This is a genomic window from Rhizobium atlanticum (assembly GCF_030182485.1).
Lineage (GTDB): Bacteria > Pseudomonadota > Alphaproteobacteria > Rhizobiales > Rhizobiaceae > Rhizobium.
The window spans coordinates 1-15057 of sequence record NZ_JAQJCJ010000018.1 but is presented as its reverse complement, the minus strand read 5'-3'; the positions used below and the strand labels follow the sequence as shown (position 1 = coordinate 15057).

Annotated in this window: 16 protein-coding genes; 5 read left to right on the top strand and 11 right to left on the bottom strand. The window is 61.8% G+C overall.

Features of this window, described 5'->3' with window-relative positions; translation table 11 throughout:
• The first annotated feature begins 31 nt into the window (after positions 1 to 31).
• Positions 32 to 562: a gamma-glutamylcyclotransferase gene (locus PH551_RS23815; protein ID WP_285195293.1), complete on the top strand. Its 531-nt coding sequence runs from the start codon at positions 32 to 34 to the stop codon at positions 560 to 562.
• Here the strand turns inward: PH551_RS23815 and PH551_RS23810 are convergent, their stop codons facing one another.
• The 4 genes from PH551_RS23810 to ftsE all read right to left on the bottom strand — a co-directional run bounded on the left by PH551_RS23810 (position 563) and on the right by ftsE (position 3902).
• Positions 563 to 1360: a lysophospholipid acyltransferase family protein gene (locus PH551_RS23810; RefSeq protein ID WP_285195292.1), complete on the bottom strand. Its 798-nt coding sequence runs from the start codon at positions 1358 to 1360 to the stop codon at positions 563 to 565.
• Between the two features lie 87 nt (positions 1361 to 1447).
• Positions 1448 to 2164 carry a YdcF family protein gene (locus PH551_RS23805; RefSeq protein ID WP_285195291.1) on the bottom strand — a complete coding sequence of 239 codons (717 nt, stop codon included), beginning with the start codon at positions 2162 to 2164 and terminating at the stop codon, positions 1448 to 1450.
• Positions 2165 to 2230: 66 nt separating this feature from the next.
• Complete coding sequence (locus PH551_RS23800) at positions 2231 to 3250, bottom strand: cell division protein FtsX (RefSeq protein ID WP_285195290.1); 1020 nt, start codon at positions 3248 to 3250, stop codon at positions 2231 to 2233.
• The gene (gene ftsE / locus PH551_RS23795; RefSeq protein ID WP_097580683.1) at positions 3243 to 3902 is read right to left on the bottom strand and encodes a cell division ATP-binding protein FtsE; all 660 of its coding nucleotides are present in this window, start codon (positions 3900 to 3902) and stop codon (positions 3243 to 3245) included. The genes PH551_RS23800 and ftsE overlap by 8 nt, the downstream gene beginning before the upstream one ends.
• 206 nt (positions 3903 to 4108) lie before the next feature.
• On the opposite strand from ftsE, the gene PH551_RS23790 reads away from it, so the two are divergent.
• The 3 genes from PH551_RS23790 to PH551_RS23780 all read left to right on the top strand — a co-directional run bounded on the left by PH551_RS23790 (position 4109) and on the right by PH551_RS23780 (position 5930).
• Entirely contained in the window at positions 4109 to 4762 is a 654-nt protein-coding gene (locus PH551_RS23790; RefSeq protein ID WP_285195289.1) for a hypothetical protein, read from the top strand.
• Between the two features lie 129 nt (positions 4763 to 4891).
• The gene (gene hpt, locus PH551_RS23785) at positions 4892 to 5434 is read left to right on the top strand and encodes a hypoxanthine phosphoribosyltransferase (RefSeq protein WP_285195288.1); all 543 of its coding nucleotides are present in this window, start codon (positions 4892 to 4894) and stop codon (positions 5432 to 5434) included.
• A 136-nt stretch (positions 5435 to 5570) separates the two neighbouring features.
• Positions 5571 to 5930 carry a response regulator gene (locus PH551_RS23780; protein ID WP_010028815.1) on the top strand — a complete coding sequence of 120 codons (360 nt, stop codon included), beginning with the start codon at positions 5571 to 5573 and terminating at the stop codon, positions 5928 to 5930.
• Between the two features lie 33 nt (positions 5931 to 5963).
• Here the strand turns inward: PH551_RS23780 and PH551_RS23775 are convergent, their stop codons facing one another.
• From PH551_RS23775 to argH, 4 genes are all read right to left on the bottom strand, one after another.
• Entirely contained in the window at positions 5964 to 8633 is a 2670-nt protein-coding gene (locus PH551_RS23775; protein WP_285195287.1) for a TIGR02302 family protein, read from the bottom strand.
• A gap of 268 nt (positions 8634 to 8901) precedes the next feature.
• Entirely contained in the window at positions 8902 to 10170 is a 1269-nt protein-coding gene (gene lysA, locus PH551_RS23770; RefSeq protein WP_285195286.1) for a diaminopimelate decarboxylase, read from the bottom strand.
• Between the two features lie 12 nt (positions 10171 to 10182).
• Positions 10183 to 10377: a hypothetical protein gene (locus PH551_RS23765; RefSeq protein WP_285195285.1), complete on the bottom strand. Its 195-nt coding sequence runs from the start codon at positions 10375 to 10377 to the stop codon at positions 10183 to 10185.
• Between the two features lie 149 nt (positions 10378 to 10526).
• The gene (argH, locus tag PH551_RS23760) at positions 10527 to 11930 is read right to left on the bottom strand and encodes an argininosuccinate lyase (protein WP_285195284.1); all 1404 of its coding nucleotides are present in this window, start codon (positions 11928 to 11930) and stop codon (positions 10527 to 10529) included.
• 24 nt (positions 11931 to 11954) lie between these two features.
• Between argH and tlpA the strand changes: the two genes are divergently transcribed.
• On the top strand, positions 11955 to 12617 hold the full coding sequence (gene tlpA, locus PH551_RS23755; protein ID WP_285195283.1) for a thiol:disulfide interchange protein TlpA: 663 nt from the start codon (positions 11955 to 11957) through the stop codon (positions 12615 to 12617).
• 170 nt (positions 12618 to 12787) lie between these two features.
• Here the strand turns inward: tlpA and PH551_RS23750 are convergent, their stop codons facing one another.
• The 3 genes from PH551_RS23750 to PH551_RS23740 form a co-directional block, all read right to left on the bottom strand.
• Positions 12788 to 13669: a 3-hydroxybutyryl-CoA dehydrogenase gene (locus PH551_RS23750; RefSeq protein ID WP_064805274.1), complete on the bottom strand. Its 882-nt coding sequence runs from the start codon at positions 13667 to 13669 to the stop codon at positions 12788 to 12790.
• Between the two features lie 148 nt (positions 13670 to 13817).
• The gene (locus PH551_RS23745; protein WP_285195282.1) at positions 13818 to 14747 is read right to left on the bottom strand and encodes an electron transfer flavoprotein subunit alpha/FixB family protein; all 930 of its coding nucleotides are present in this window, start codon (positions 14745 to 14747) and stop codon (positions 13818 to 13820) included.
• Positions 14748 to 14772: 25 nt separating this feature from the next.
• A partial coding sequence (locus PH551_RS23740) for an electron transfer flavoprotein subunit beta/FixA family protein (protein WP_483315443.1) occupies positions 14773 to 15057 on the bottom strand: 285 nt, incomplete at its 5' end.

Genomic DNA, 15057 nt, shown 5'->3' with positions numbered 1-15057 from the left:
ATCGCAATGTGATTCCGGTCTGGCGTGCGATATGGACGAATTTTGGGTGTTTGGCTACGGCTCGCTGATGTGGAATCCGGGCTTCGAGTTCCTGGAGCGGGCAGAAGCTCTGGTGCATGGCTACCGGCGTTCGCTGTGCGTCCGATCCTTCGTCCATCGCGGCACGCGGGAAAATCCCGGCCTGGTCCTCGGCCTCGACAGGGGTGGCGCCTGCCGCGGCATGGCGTTTCGTATTTCGGCGCACAAATGGGACGAGGTGATCGATTATCTCCGCGCCCGCGAACTCGTCACCAATGTCTATCTGGAGCGCCGGGTTCGGCTGCAGTTTGCCGGCGGTCGCCGAACGGAAGCGGTTACCTACATCGCTGATCGCGACCACGAGCAATATGCCGGTACGCTCGATGCGCTTGCGGCCGCGCGGGTGGTGAACGAGGCCAAGGGGCAGTCAGGCCCGAACGACGCCTACGTCTTCAACACGCTTGCGCACCTGAGACAGATGGGCATTCGCGACCCGTGGCTGGAGCAGGTCGGCAACGAGGTGGAGCGGCTGCGGGCCGGCTGATCAGGCCGTCGCCGCCCTCACTTTGCGCAGCTCGGTCAGCCGAGCGACCGCTGTCGGCGGCAACGGCAGATGCGGATTACGGTCGACGGTGTCGATGAGGAGCTCGTCGCTTGCCCGTTCCGTGACCTCGATCAGATGAGCGAAGAAAGCATCGGGATCCATTCCCGGCATGATCGGCGGCAGGATCCTGACCTTGAAATGACCGGGATAACGGCGGACGCTCCGCCGCGGCCAGAAGAGGCCTGGATGCATCGCAACCGGCACGACGGGAATGCCAAGATCGCGGTACATGCGGGCGATGCCGTATTTATAGACCGGCTCGGCACCCGGGGGGCGGCGGGTGCCCTCCGGATAGATGATCAGCTGGCGGCCGGTCGAAAGCTCTTCCCTGGTGCGTTTCAGCACTTCTACCATCACCTTGCCGCGGGCGCCGCGGTCGACAGGGATCATGCGCTGCTTCTTCGCATACCAGCCAAAGAGCGGAATCCACATCAGCTCGCGTTTCAGGATGTAGACCGGATCCTTGAGGTCGGGCAGCAGCGCATAAGTGTCCCAGAAGGACTGGTGCTTCGGCGCCAGGATAAAACTGCCCTCAGGCAGGTTCTCCAGCCCCTCGATCTCGAAGGTCGTGCCGACGATCATGCGCATCAGCCAATGGTTGGAGCGCGCCCAATTCTTTGGGATCGCATAGGCGGTCAGCCGCGGCACCACGAAATAATAGGGCGAGAGCACGATCATCCGGATGATGAGATTGGCGTAGAAGATCGTGTTGAAGACGACGGAACGCAGGGCGATCATGAAATTATCCCGAGGCATGCTCATGCGACCGGCCTACACGATATTGCCCGTGATAAAAAGCGTTTGATGCCGCCCCGATGCAAAAGCTCAGTCTGCGCCGGATAAACTTGCCGAGCGCAGTCCGGTGTGACGGCCGAAGCCGGTGATATTGCGAGCGCCTGTTAACAGCACCTTTGCATATTCGGCGAGCATGACCCGCATCGCGTTCGGGTCGGTAAACCAGTTGCGGGTCTTCAAATCCGAATTGACCACCGGATAAGGGATGAATTCGATGTCCGGATCGACATAGGAGAGTTCTGCGAGGCTGCGCGGCATATGATAATTGTTGGTGACGACGAGAACGCTTCTGTATCCCCTGGCGTGGATCCAGTTGGAAGTTTCCTCGGCGTTGCCGATCGTGTCTATCGCATCGTGGCCGATATCGACGCAGCAGGAGAAAAGATCGGCCGAGCCTTGCGTCATTTTGCGAATCTGCGCCGGCGTCGTCGTCGGGTGGACGCCCGAGATCAGCAGTCGTTTGCCCGCCCCCTTCTGCAGCAGTTCCACGGCCTGGTCGATACGCTGGTAGCCGCCTGTCAGCACGACGATCGCGTCTGCCTTGGGCTCGGCCGGAGGCTTGAGCGTTGTCACGGAATCGGCAAACCGCAGAAAGCCGCCGAACACCAGGGCGATTGCCAGAACGCAACCAAAGCCGCCCCAGCGCAGCAGGCGGCGGATCGGACCGCGCCGCGGCGGCAGGCCCGCCGGACGATCAAGCTCCGGGTCCTGCCGAATCGGATTGCGTGTCGTATCGCCCATGGTCATGAATCGTGATTATACGCTGATTGCGGCGCGGAACAGACGCTTTCACGATAAAACGGCATGGCACGATCAACTTGCGATGCCGTCGGTGCGCGTCGGGTCCGAACGCAGTGTATCGATTTCATAGATCGTCCGCATGACGGTCAGCCGCGCCGTGACGGTCGTCAAGAGCGCGATGACGATCATCGTCGCGAAGATGCCGGCATAACCGAGTACGCCGACGGAGAATGTGCCGAACAGCGCCGTTGCCTGATCCGTCTCCGGTGTTGCCAGCGTGCGGCTCTGCCAGAAGCCGGCGGTGGCGAAAAAAAGAGCCGCAAGCGCGCTGCCGATCGCCGAGCCCTTGAAACTGATCTTCAGAAAATGCTTCTGAAATTCGGTGGCGACGAAGGAGCTCTCGGCACCGACGAAATGCAGCACTTCGACGATGTGGCGGTTGCCCGACAGCGCACCGCGCGTGGCGAAGACGACGGTGAGCACCATTGCCGAGAAAACCAGGAGCAGCACGCCGGTGCCGATCAGCACCGTCGTATGCGCCATGGAGACCAGCCGGTCAACCCAGGTGCGGTGATCGTCGAGGCTCGCCTGCGGAATGCTGTCCTTGAGGAGCCCTCGCATTGCATCGAAATCCGGCGGATTGTTTTCGTCGATGGTGATGACGACGAGACGGGGAACAGGCAGATCCTTGAGATCGAGGCCGGGGCCGAGCCACGGTTCGAGCAGCCGGGCGGTGGCTGCCTCGTCGACGATCTGGCCGCTTTTGGTGCCGACGAATGTCAGCGCCAGGTCGCGTGCCTGCGTCAGCGCTTTTTCCATATCGAGATTGTCGTCCGGCTTGATCTGGATGGTGATCTCGCGGGAGATCTGGCTCTCCCAGCTTGCCGCCGTCGAACGCACCATGCTGACGCCGCCGAGCGTCAGACAGGCAAGAAAGGCCATGATCGATATGACCACCATCAGGGCGTTGCCCTGGATATTGGAGGGCGGCAGGATCGGCGCGGTCGGGCGCACGCGCATTTCCGGCCGCTTCTGCTGGGCGGCAGGCTGAGCCGGCGCCTTCTCTCGGTTCCTGGACGGGGGTTCAGTCATAGATATCGAGATGCCCCTCCGAGAGGATCATACGGCGGGCTTCTACCTGTTCCATCAGCGCCAGATCATGGGTGGCGATGACAACCGCCGTACCAAGCCGGTTGAGTTCGAGGAAAAGATTGAGCAGGCGCCTTGCCATCGGCGGGTCGACATTGCCCGTGGGCTCGTCGGCCAGTAGGACTTCCGGCCGGTCCATCAGCGCCCGTGCAATGGCGGCGCGCTGCTTTTCCCCGCCGGAGAGGACCGGCGGCAGCACGTTGATGCGTTCGCCGAGCCCGACCCATTTCAAGAGTTCCAGAACGTCGGTTTTGTAGGAGCTTTCATCCTTGCCGCGCACGCGTAAGGGCAAAGCGACATTCTCATAGGTCGTGAGATGGTCGAGCAGGCGAAAATCCTGGAAGACAATGCCGACGCGCCGGCGCAGCAGCGGCAGTTCCGGCCGGGGAATTTCGGAAATGTCGCGCCCGAACATGCGGATCAGGCCACGTGTCGGCTGCAGCGACATGAAGAGCAGCCGCAGCAGCGAAGTCTTGCCAGCACCGGATGGGCCCGTCAGGAACTGAAAGGATTTCTTCGGAATGTCGAAGGTCAGGTCCCGGAGGATTTCCGGGCCCATGCCATAGCGCAAACCGACATTCTCGAAGTGGATCAACGGGCAGCTCAGTCTGTTCTTGGTTTCACCGCGTGACTTGTTAACCAACACCGTTAACAGCCGGTAAAGTTTGCCGAAAAGACGCCCGTTTAATGGCAATCTTTGCGAAGCATTAACCATTAAAATTTACGACTGAGGAGGATTCGTTTCAATGCCAAGATTTCTTGCGGCAGCGAAACCATGTGGACATCTGCGAGGCAGCCACCATGGAAGCATCCTCCTTCAGCCGCCGTACGCCGGGCCAGGCCTATGATTTCCTGCCGCCCGAACCCGTAGGCCGCCAGTATCGTTCGACACGTCCTGCTGATGTCTCCGACGCCGAATTCGTGACGGTCGGCAAAACCCGGCCGAAGGACTTCAGCACCAGGATCCATAACGACAACGGCAGGCGCATGGCGGCAGCGCGCGTCGCACGGCCGCCGCTCCTGTCGGCGATGGCTGCTTCCGCTCTGCGAAGGGCGGAATCCTGGCTGCAGCGAGCGTCGCCGCGCAGTTTCGCGGTGCTGGTACTGGCGCTCGCCGTGCTCGTTTTCGGGCTCGCAGGCGGCTTTTCCGGCCTTTCCGCCGCGGGCGCCTCCTCCGGAGCGCCGCTGCATTTCACCCATGTCACCGTGACGCCGCGTGATGCGAACGGCATGCGTGTGCTCGTCGTCAATGGCATCATCGAAAACGAAAGCGGCACAACGCAGACGGTGCATCCGATCCGCGCCGATCTGGTGACCGACGAACGACTGACGGCAAGCGTCGTCATCGATCCGCCCGCCGACGTCATCTACGACGGCCAAAGCCGTGGCTTTTCAGCCCGCGTCCAGCACGCCGGCGGAAAATTGCCGGAGGTCCGGCTTTCTTTCCTGCCGTAGAAATAACGGGTTTCGTGATGGCTTTCCGCCACAGGACGCACCAATCCCGTTGATTTCATGAGCGGCGAGGCTGTTTCAGGCGCGCATATGTGCTAACGGCTTACCCTTCTTTTCATGGAGCAAGCCCTTATGCCTGTCGTGCGCGGAAAAAATATCGAGCCGCTCTTCACCGCCGAGCAGATCGCGGAGCGCAATCATGCGATGGCGCGGGAGATCGCCAACGGTCCGACCAAGGACCTGCTCGTCATTGCCGTGCTCAAGGGCTCCTTCATCTTCGCCGCCGACCTGATCCGCGCCCTGCACGACAGCGGACTTGCCCCCGAGGTCGAGTTCATCACGCTGTCGAGTTACGGCACCGGCACCGTTTCGCAGGGCGTGCGCATCGTCAAGGATATCGACAGCGACGTACATGGCCGAGACGTCCTCCTGATTGACGATATTCTCGAGTCCGGCCGGACGTTGCTCTTTGCCAAGGAACTGCTCTTCGAACGTGGCGCGCGCAACGTGACGATCGCCGTGCTGCTCGACAAGCGGGTCAAGCGCAAGGAAAAGCTGGAGGCCGATTATGTCGGCTTCGAATGTCCCGATTACTTCGTCGTCGGCTACGGCATGGACGTTGCCTATGCATTTCGCGAACTGCCTTTCGTGGGCGTAGTGACCGGCGACGCCTGAGGGAATGCAGGCGTCGCTTCATTGCCGCGTGAAGACGGGTCGTTAACCATCTCGCCTATCGCTTCGCCATCTTTACCGATCGAAAAGGAAAGTCTGGTGATTTCCGTCGCGGGGCTGAAGACGGAGCAATGCACATATGGCAAGAATTCTGATTACGGAAGACGAGGATTCCCTGCGGTCTTTCGTAGCCCGGGCCTTGCGGCTTGACGGTCACGAGACCGATGAAGCGGCCGACGGCGCCGAGGGGCTGGAGAAGCTGAAGGACGGGGTCTACGATCTGCTGCTGTCGGACATCCGCATGCCCGTGATGGACGGCATCGAACTCGCCCATCAGGCGAAGGACGCCTTCCCCGCTTTGAAGATCCTGCTGATGACCGGCTATGCCGAGCAGCGCGAGCGCGCCGACGATCTCGCAGAAAAAATCATCGACGTCGTCGCAAAGCCATTTGCGCTTCCCGATATCCGCAAGGCTGTCGCCCGGGCACTTGTCGCTTAAAGCGCACGCCTATCTTTGACGGCGGTATAAGGCTTACTGGATGTCCAGAAGCCGTTCGAGATACCGCCGTTCCATTTCCTGTGGCGGATTGTTGCCGAGCTTCTCGCGGATCGCATCGAGAATTTCGCGTGCGCGCTGAACGTCGATTTCGTCAGGCACCTTCACGCCATCGTTGTCGATATAGCCGTTGGTCATGCGCGGTCGCCCCAACGGATCCCGGCCGTTCTGATCGCCCTGGCCGACTTGGCCGTTCGGGCCTTGTCCCTGCTGGCCCCGCTGCGCCTGCATCATCTGGTTCATCATGTCGCGAGCGCCCTGGCGAAGGGCTTCCAGCGCACGGCCCTGGTTCTCGACGGCCGTGTCGCCGCGGCCCTGGCCGAGCTCGCGGCCGGCGCCGTCCATCTCGCGTTGGGCCTGGCCGAAGCCCGGGCCGGGCTTCATGCCCATTTCGCCAAGTTTCTTCTGCAATTCCCCGAGCTGCTTGCCGAGGGCATCCTGCTGGGCGCGCAACTGCTTCAGCGCTTCTCTGAGCTGCTCGGCGGTCATCTGGTCGGAAGGTTTCTGGCCCTGACCTTGCTGGCTCTGGTCTTGCTGCCCTTGCTGCTGGTCCTGCGGTTCGCCAGTCTCTCCCGGCATCATATCGTCGAGCAGCGGATCGTTTTCGCCCATATCGGATTCGCCACGCTGCATACGGTCCTTGAGCTGCTGATCGAGGCGGAAGGTTTCTTCCATCAGCTTCTGCTGATCGCGCAGGATCTCGCCGAGCTTGTCGATCTGCTTGCGGGCTTCGCTGTTTTCCTGACCCTGCTGGCCCCGCTGCGGCCGGCCGGCCTGCAGGTTGTTCATCATGCGCTGCAATTCCGACAGCATCTGCTGTGCCGCGTCGCGATTGCCGGAGCGGGCGAGATTCTCGATCTGGTCCATCATCCGTTCCAGATCCTGCTGGCGCAGGATGTTCTGCGCGTTCTGGTTCGGCTGCATCGTCGGGGCATTCTGCATGCGTTCGGCAAGCTCCGTCAGATAGTCCTGCATCGCCTTGCGCAGCTCATCCATCAGCTTCTTGATCTCTTCGTCGGGCGCGTTGCGGTCCAATGCGTCTGCAAGCTTCTGCTGGGCTTCACGCAGCTTGCGCTCGGCAAGCGAAAGATCGCCGTCCTCCATGCCGAGCGCGATTTCCCAGAGATACTGGGCTGTATCCTTCAGCGCCTCCTCGCCTCTTGCCAGCTTCATGCGGGCCAAGGCCGATTCCAGCAGCAAGTAGTTGGTAAGCTTGGGGATGGTCTCCTCGGGACGGATGGTCAGCGCCTCGTTCAGCGCGATCGCCTGCGGCATCTTACGGGTATCGAGCGCGAAAACCTGCCGTTCCTCGGCGACAGCTGCGGCAAGCGGCTCGTTGAAGGGTCGCGACGGCAGCGTCATCTCGTAGGGCGGGCTGCGGCCGGTCTGGCCGGCGGCATCCTTGGCGACGAGGGTAATGCGCACCGGCTTGCCGGCAAGCGGATGTTCGGTCAGATTCCGGCTGGTCACGCCCTTGGCGTCGCGGGCGTTGCGACGGGGAATATCCAGCCGGTACTCCGGCAGCGGATATAGCGGCGTCGCCGTCGGATCATTTTCCAGAGGAACGATCTCCGCATGGGCCTCCTGGACGCCGTAATCGTCCTTGACGGTGAAGCCGACTTCCAGCGCGCCGTTGACGCTTGCCTTCGGCATGCCGTCAAAGGCGATTTCAGGCGCCTTGTCAGGCAGCACGTCGAAGCTCCAGCGGCGACCGTTGACTTCGAGCGCGCCGTTTTCCCCAAGCTTCATCACATGCGTCTGCGCGATGAGGGCATTATTGGCAGGCGCGCCGGCCGTCGGCTGCTCGCCGGCAGGCGCGCTTGCCTGCTGTGGCTTTGCGTCAGCCTGCACGGCGATATCCCGCGCCTCGCCGTTCGCCTTGCGGAACACGACCTTTTCGGCCGTCTTTCCGCCGCTGACGCGCACGGTGAGGCCGGAGAACTGCGGAACGCCGATCGGCGCCTGTTCGCTGCCGTCGGCAGTCAAGTAAACCGGCGCGCGACCGGTATAGGAGGGCGGCGTCACCCAGGCATCGATGCGCACCGCCGGATCGACCGCCACCTGTTCGGGCGCTGACTGCAATGCGTCACTGACCGAGCCACCGTTGAGCGACAGCGAATAGCCAAAAGCGGTGACAACAAGCAGAGCAGGGATGGCGCGCAGGGCGAAGCGGTCATATGTGGCGATATCAGGCCGCGGCATGCCGGCATCGAGTGCTGCGATCTTTTCGGCCATGCGCACCTGGTGCTCACGCCAAAGTGCCCGCGAAAAGGGTGTGTCGTAGGCCGGCTCGTCTTCCTGGACGGCAACCGGCTGGTGCGGCAGGCCGTTGCGCTCTTCCAGCATGCGATCGGCTTCAGCGGTTTTCGGCCAGCGCAGATGGCGGAAGGGAACAAGCGAGACGAGGAACGCCGCGGCAAAGGCGATCAGCAGCAGGATGCGCAGCCAGTCCGGCACGTTGCGGAAGATACCGAACCAGGAGGCCGAAAGATAAATGGCGACGATGGAGAGGACCGGCATCAGCAGCGGCAGCAGTTGCTCGAAGAAGAGCACGGTGCGCGCCAGCAGGCGTTTCGTCGTTACCAGCCGGGCAAGCGAGGGACGGAGCGCAAATGCACCCTTCCTCTGCCTTGAGGGGCTTGTCATCGGTCCGGTCTCCGCGATCTGGCGTTCTGGTACAGAGGGCGCTTCCGGCGATTGCGGGGCAATACGCTCATGAACGAAAGGATAACACTCTTTGTGGCGAAGGCGAGGGCGAACGGGCAGGAATACCGCCTTTTCACGTTTATTCGCCGAAAAGTGATGGTGCTGCTAAAGCGCGCCGCGATCTTTCAGATTCGCTTCTTGCGCTTTAGCTCTATGCTTTACGGATGTCGTTAACGCAAAATCGCCTCACACTTTTGAGCGACATGCTCTAGTCGAGCCAGGCCGGAACGGAATCGAGGCTGATCAGGTCGGCATAGGTCCTGCGCGGGCGGATCACATGAAAATCGCTGCCCCTGACCAGAACTTCGGGCACCAGCAGGCGGCTGTTATAGGTGCCTGCCTGCACCGCGCCATAGGCGCCGGCAGTGCTGACGGCCATCAGGTCGCCGGGCTTCGGCATCGCCATTTCGCGGTCGAGCGCCAGATAATCGCCGGTCTCGCAAACGGGGCCAACCACGTCGGCGCGGATGCGCGGCGCGTTTGCTGCCGATATCGTCACCGGACGGATCTCGTGATAGGCCTCATAGAGCGTCGGTCGAATGAGGTCGTTCATCGCACCGTCGACGATGACGAAAGTCTTCTCGCCGCCGTCCTTAACATAAAGAACTTCGGTCACGAGAATGCCGGCATTGCCGACGATCAGGCGACCGGGTTCGGTGACGATCTTGCAGTTCAGGCCGCGAAGCTGGTTCTTGACGATCGCCGCATAGGCATCGGGCAGCGGCGGCGGATTGTTGTCATCCTTATAGGGAACGCCAAGGCCACCGCCGATATCGACGTGATGGATGGAGTGGCCGTCGGCACGCAATGTCGCGACGAGATCGCGCAGCAGCTTGAAGGCGTCGTCGAAGGGCTGCAGCTCGGTGATCTGGCTGCCGATATGCATGTCGATGCCCGTGACTTCGATGCCGGGCAGCTTGGCGGCATGGGCATAGATGGCGCGGGCGCGATCCCAAGAGATGCCGAACTTGTTTTCCTTCTTGCCGGTCGAGATCTTCGCATGCGTCTTGGCATCGACATCCGGATTGATGCGGAAGGAGACCGGCGCCTTCTTGCCGGCGTTGACGGCGCGCTGGTTAAGAATCTCCAGCTCAGGCTCGGATTCGACGTTGAAGCAGTAGATGCCAGCCTCGAGGGCGAAATCCATCTCCTGCGGCGTCTTGCCGACGCCCGAAAACATGATGCGGCTCGCCGGAATGCCGGCGGCAAGTGCACGGCGCAGTTCGCCTTCCGAAACGACGTCGATGCCGGCGCCGAGGCGTCCCAGGGTCTTCAGCACGGCTTGGTTCGAGTTCGCCTTCATCGCATAGCAGACCATGGAGTCGACATCGGCGAAGGCTTCCGAGAAGACGCGATAGTGGCGCTCCAGCGTTGCGGTTGAATAGACGTAGAACGGCGTGCCGACCGCCTTGGCGATCTCCGGAACGGGGACGTTCTCGGCGTAAAGGATGCCGTCGCGGTAATCGAAATGGTTCACGGGGTGCGCGCCTTAAAGGAGGGGGTCAAGGAGGAAGGGCTTGTCAACGGTGCCGGGCTGTTTCGTCGGCTTGGAAACGTCGCCTTCCTTCGTCGCCGCAGCACTCGGCGGATCGAGATCGCCCTTACGTCCGCATCCGGCACCGGCAAGGCCGATGACGGCGAGCACCGCCGTCAGGCGGATGAGGTGCGGCAAGCTCTTCTGCATGGATATCCTCTTGTGCGGCCTATGGCTGATATCGTTCATCGAACGACGGGATCTTCATAGCGAAGTTTCTCAGCCTTGTGCACCCTGATTGTTGGGCGGTTTCGAGCGCTGGCAGAAGGGCGAGGCGGCTTTCGGCCTGCCCTGTACCCTCAATTGCGGGCGCGCCAGAAGGCGATCTGCTTGCGGACTTCGGACGGGGCCGTGCCGCCGAAGCTCTTGCGGCTGGCGACCGAGGCTTCCACCGTCAACACGTCGTAGACCTTGTCGGTGATTGCAGAATGGATCGCCTGCAGGTCGGAGAGCGGCAGTTCGGCAAGATCGCAGCCCTTGCTTTCGGCGAGCGCCACGGCGCGGCCGGTGACGTGATGGGCATCACGGAAGGGCAGGCCCCCTTCGCGCACCAGCCAGTCGGCAAGATCGGTCGCCGTCGAAAAACCGGAGCCGGCCGCCGCCTTCATGCGCGCGGTATTGACGGTCATGTCGCGCACCATGCCGGTCACGGCGGCAATCGCCAGTTCCAGGCTCTCGGCGGCGTCGAACACCTGCTCCTTGTCTTCCTGCATATCCTTTGAATAAGCGAGCGGCAGGCCTTTCATGATCGTCAGCAGCGCGATCAGCGAGCCGTTGATGCGGCCGGTCTTGGCGCGCACCAGTTCGGCTGCGTCTGGATTCTTCTTCTGCGGCATGATCGAGGAGCCGGTCGAGAAGGCGTCGGACAGGCGCACGAAACCGAATTGCGGGGTCGACCAGATGACGATCTCTTCCGCGAGGCGCGACAGATGCATGCCCGTGATCGCGGCGATCGCCAGGAATTCGATGGCGAAGTCACGGTCGGAGACCGTATCGATGGAATTGCGGGTCGGCTCGCGGAAACCCAATGCCTTGGCCGTCATATGGCGATCGATCGGATAGCCGGTGCCGGCAAGGGCGGCAGCGCCGATCGGGCTCTCGTCCAGATGCTCGATAGCATGGCGCACGCGCGAGCGGTCACGGCCGAACATTTCGACATAGGCCATGCAGTGATGGCCGAAGGTGACGGGCTGGGCGGTCTGCAGATGGGTGAAGCCCGGCATGACGCTTTCGGCATGTTCCTCGGCACGGTCGAGGAAGGCGGCGATCAGGCCGGTCAACATCCGTTCGGTCTTCTCAAGCTCTTCCTTCACCCAGAGACGGAAGTCGAGCGCCACCTGATCGTTGCGCGAGCGGGCGGTGTGCAGCCGGCCGGCCGCCGGACCGATCAGCGTCGCCAGGCGTGCTTCGATATTCATATGGATGTCTTCGAGCTGGCGGGAGAATTCGAAGTTGCCGCTTTCGATTTCTGACAGGATCGTGTTTAGCCCGTGAACGATCTTGTCCTTATCGTCTGACGAAATGATCCCCTGATGGGCGAGCATCGTCGCATGGGCGACGGAACCACGGATATCCTGCGCGAATAGCTTCTTGTCGAAACCGATCGAGGCATTTATCTCCTCCATGATCGCGTCCGGGCCGGAGGCGAAGCGCCCACCCCACATCTGGTTGGAGGATTTGGTGTCCGTGGTGTTCTCGGCCATAAGATGCCCGTCCTGGAGAATGAAATGACGACAAAAAAACCCTTCGGCCTGCCGTCCGGAAAACTGATCGCAATCGCCGCCGTCGCAGGTGTCGTTGCAGGTGCGGCAGCGGTATACGTGAAGGAGACGGGCATTGGCAATGGCATCGGCAGCAGCGCTTCGGCCGAATGCCCGCTGGCAAAGGAGCGCGCCGCCGATCTGACGCCGCTGATGAAGGGGCAGGTCGCTGCCATGGTTGCCGCCAACGAGCCGCGCAAACTGGCGACGGTTTCCTTCAACGGACCGGATGGTAAATCGCTGACGCTCGATCATTTTGCCGGCAAGACCGTGCTGCTCAATCTCTGGGCCACATGGTGCGTGCCCTGTCGCGAGGAGATGCCGGCGCTGAACGCGCTGGAAAAGGAAATGGGCAGCGACAAGTTCCAGGTCGTGCCCGTCAATATCGACACTGGCAATGATGAGAAGCCGAAGACTTTCCTCGCCGAGACCGGTGTCGATGCGCTGCAGCTTTACCGCGACAATACGATCGGCGTCTTCAACAGCCTGAAGAAGGAAGGTCTCGCTTTCGGCCTGCCAGTGACGCTGCTGCTCGACGACAAGGGCTGCCTGATTTCGGCCATGAACGGGCCTGCCGCTTGGGACAGCGAAGATGCAAAGGCGCTGATCAAGGGTGCGATCGGATCGTGAGTGCGCTCAGGAGTCCCCATCTCCTCTTATGAGGAAGACGCCCGCGAGTCCGATAAGGACGCAGCATTGCAGCAGGAACATGGGTGTTTCGGTCGACATGGCATTCCTCCCGTTCCGGCAAGGAAAGCATTTAGCGGGCGTGCGGTCCACTCGCCCTTTCTGATGATCTCTTATCGGGTCGGGACGGGCACTTCGCCACGATAATCGTAGAAGCCGCGGCCGGATTTGCGTCCGAGCCAGCCGGCTTCGACATATTTCACCAGCAGCGGGCAGGGGCGATACTTCGAGTCCGCCAGCCCGTCGTGCAGCACCTGCATGATCGAGAGGCACGTGTCGAGGCCGATGAAATCGGCAAGCTGCAGCGGCCCCATCGGATGGTTGGCGCCGAGCTTCATCGCCGTGTCGATGGCGTCGACGGTGCCGACACCTTCGTAGAGCGTATAGATCGCCTCGTTGATCATCGGCAACAGAATGCGGTTGACGATGAAGGCCGGGAAGTCCTCGGCGACGGTGACGGTCTTCTCCAGCGAGCCGACGAATTCCTTGGCGGCGGTGAAGGTCTTCTCGTCGGTCGCAATGCCACGCACCAGCTCGACCAGCTTCATCACTGGCACCGGGTTCATGAAATGTATGCCCATGAAGCGCTCGGCGCGGTCGGTGGCAGCAGCAAGACGGGTGATGGAAAGCGAAGAGGTGTTCGTGGCCAGCAGCGCTTCCGGCTTCATCACCGGGCAGACCTGGCTATAAATCTTGCGCTTGACGCTTTCGTCCTCGGTGGCCGCCTCGATGACGAGATCGGACGGGGCGAGATCGTTGACATCGGCGGAGCCTGATATGCGCGACAGGGTCGCCTTGCGTTCCTCGTCGGTCATCTTGCCGTTCGTCACCAGGCGGGCGAGATTGCCGTTGATGGTGGCGAGGCCGGATTCGATGCGGTCCTGCGAGAGATCGTAGATGTGAACCCTGTAACCTGCGGCGGCCGAAACATGCGCGATGCCGCAGCCCATCTGGCCAGCACCGATAATACCAATATTCTTCAACACCGCATTCATCTCCAAACCCCCGCCGGCAGTCGCCCCCGCGTTGCCGTATTATATTAGCAATACTGCCGGACGAAAGATCGCCCGGCAGTAAGTAGTAGACCGATAAAAGACAATTTTCCAGTCATTCGCAAGTGCGAAAGAAAGGCATTTGCCTCGCTCAGAGCGCCTTTTGCAATTCCGGCAGCGCGTCAAAGAGATCGGCGACGAGGCCATAGTCAGCAACCTGGAAGATCGGCGCCTCCTCGTCCTTGTTGATGGCGACGATCACCTTCGAATCCTTCATGCCGGCCAGATGCTGGATGGCGCCGGAGATGCCGCAGGCGATATAGAGATCGGGCGCCACCACCTTGCCGGTCTGGCCGACCTGCCAGTCGTTCGGGGCATAACCGGCATCGACGGCAGCACGGCTGGCGCCGACGGCAGCACCGAGCTTGTCGGCAACCGGCAGGATGACCTCCTTGAACTTCTCGGACGAGCCGAGTGCGCGGCCGCCCGAGATGATGACCTTGGCCGAGGTCAGTTCCGGACGTTCCGACGCCGACAGGGCATCGGAGACGAAACGCGACAGGCCCGGATCGGAGACGGCCGGGATCGCCTCGACCGTTGCCGAACCGCCTTCCGCTGCCGAGGCGAAGGAAGCGGTGCGCACGGTGATCACCTTCTTGGCGTCGCTTGATTGCACCGTCTGGATTGCGTTGCCGGCATAGATCGGCCGCTTGAAGGTGTCGGCGGAGACGACCTCGATGATCTCCGAGACCTGGGCGACATCGAGCAGGGCTGCCACCCGCGGCAGCACCGTCTTGCCGACCGAGGTGGCGGCCGAGACGATCGTGTCATAGGAGCCGGCAAGCGAGACGATCAGCTCGGCCAGCGGTTCGGCGAGATTGTTGGCAAGCGCGTCGCTTTCGGCGAGCAGCACCTTGGAGACGCCGGAGAGTTTTGCCGCCTGATCGGCCGCAGCCCTGGCAGCCTTGCCGGCAACCAGCACATGCACATCGGGGCCGATCTGGCTTGCGGCCGTCAGCGCCTTGGCGGTCTGGTCGGAAAGGTGATTGCCGTCATGATCGGCCAGAAGAAGAATGGTCATGATAGTTGCTCCTGTTCCAGCCCGATTACAGCACGCCGGCTTCGTTCTTCAGCTTGTCGACGAGTTCGGCGACCGACTTGACCTTGACGCCGGCCTTGCGGCCGGACGGCTCCTCGGTCTTCAGCACCTTCAGCCGCGGCGCCGTGTCGACGCCGAAATCGGCAGGGCTCTTCTTGTCGAGCGGCTTCTTCTTCGCCTTCATGATGTTCGGCAGCGAGGCGTAACGCGGCTCGTTCAGTCTGAGGTCGGTGGTGATGACCGCCGGCAGCTTGATCTCGATCGTCTGCAGGCCGCCGTCGACTTCGCGGGT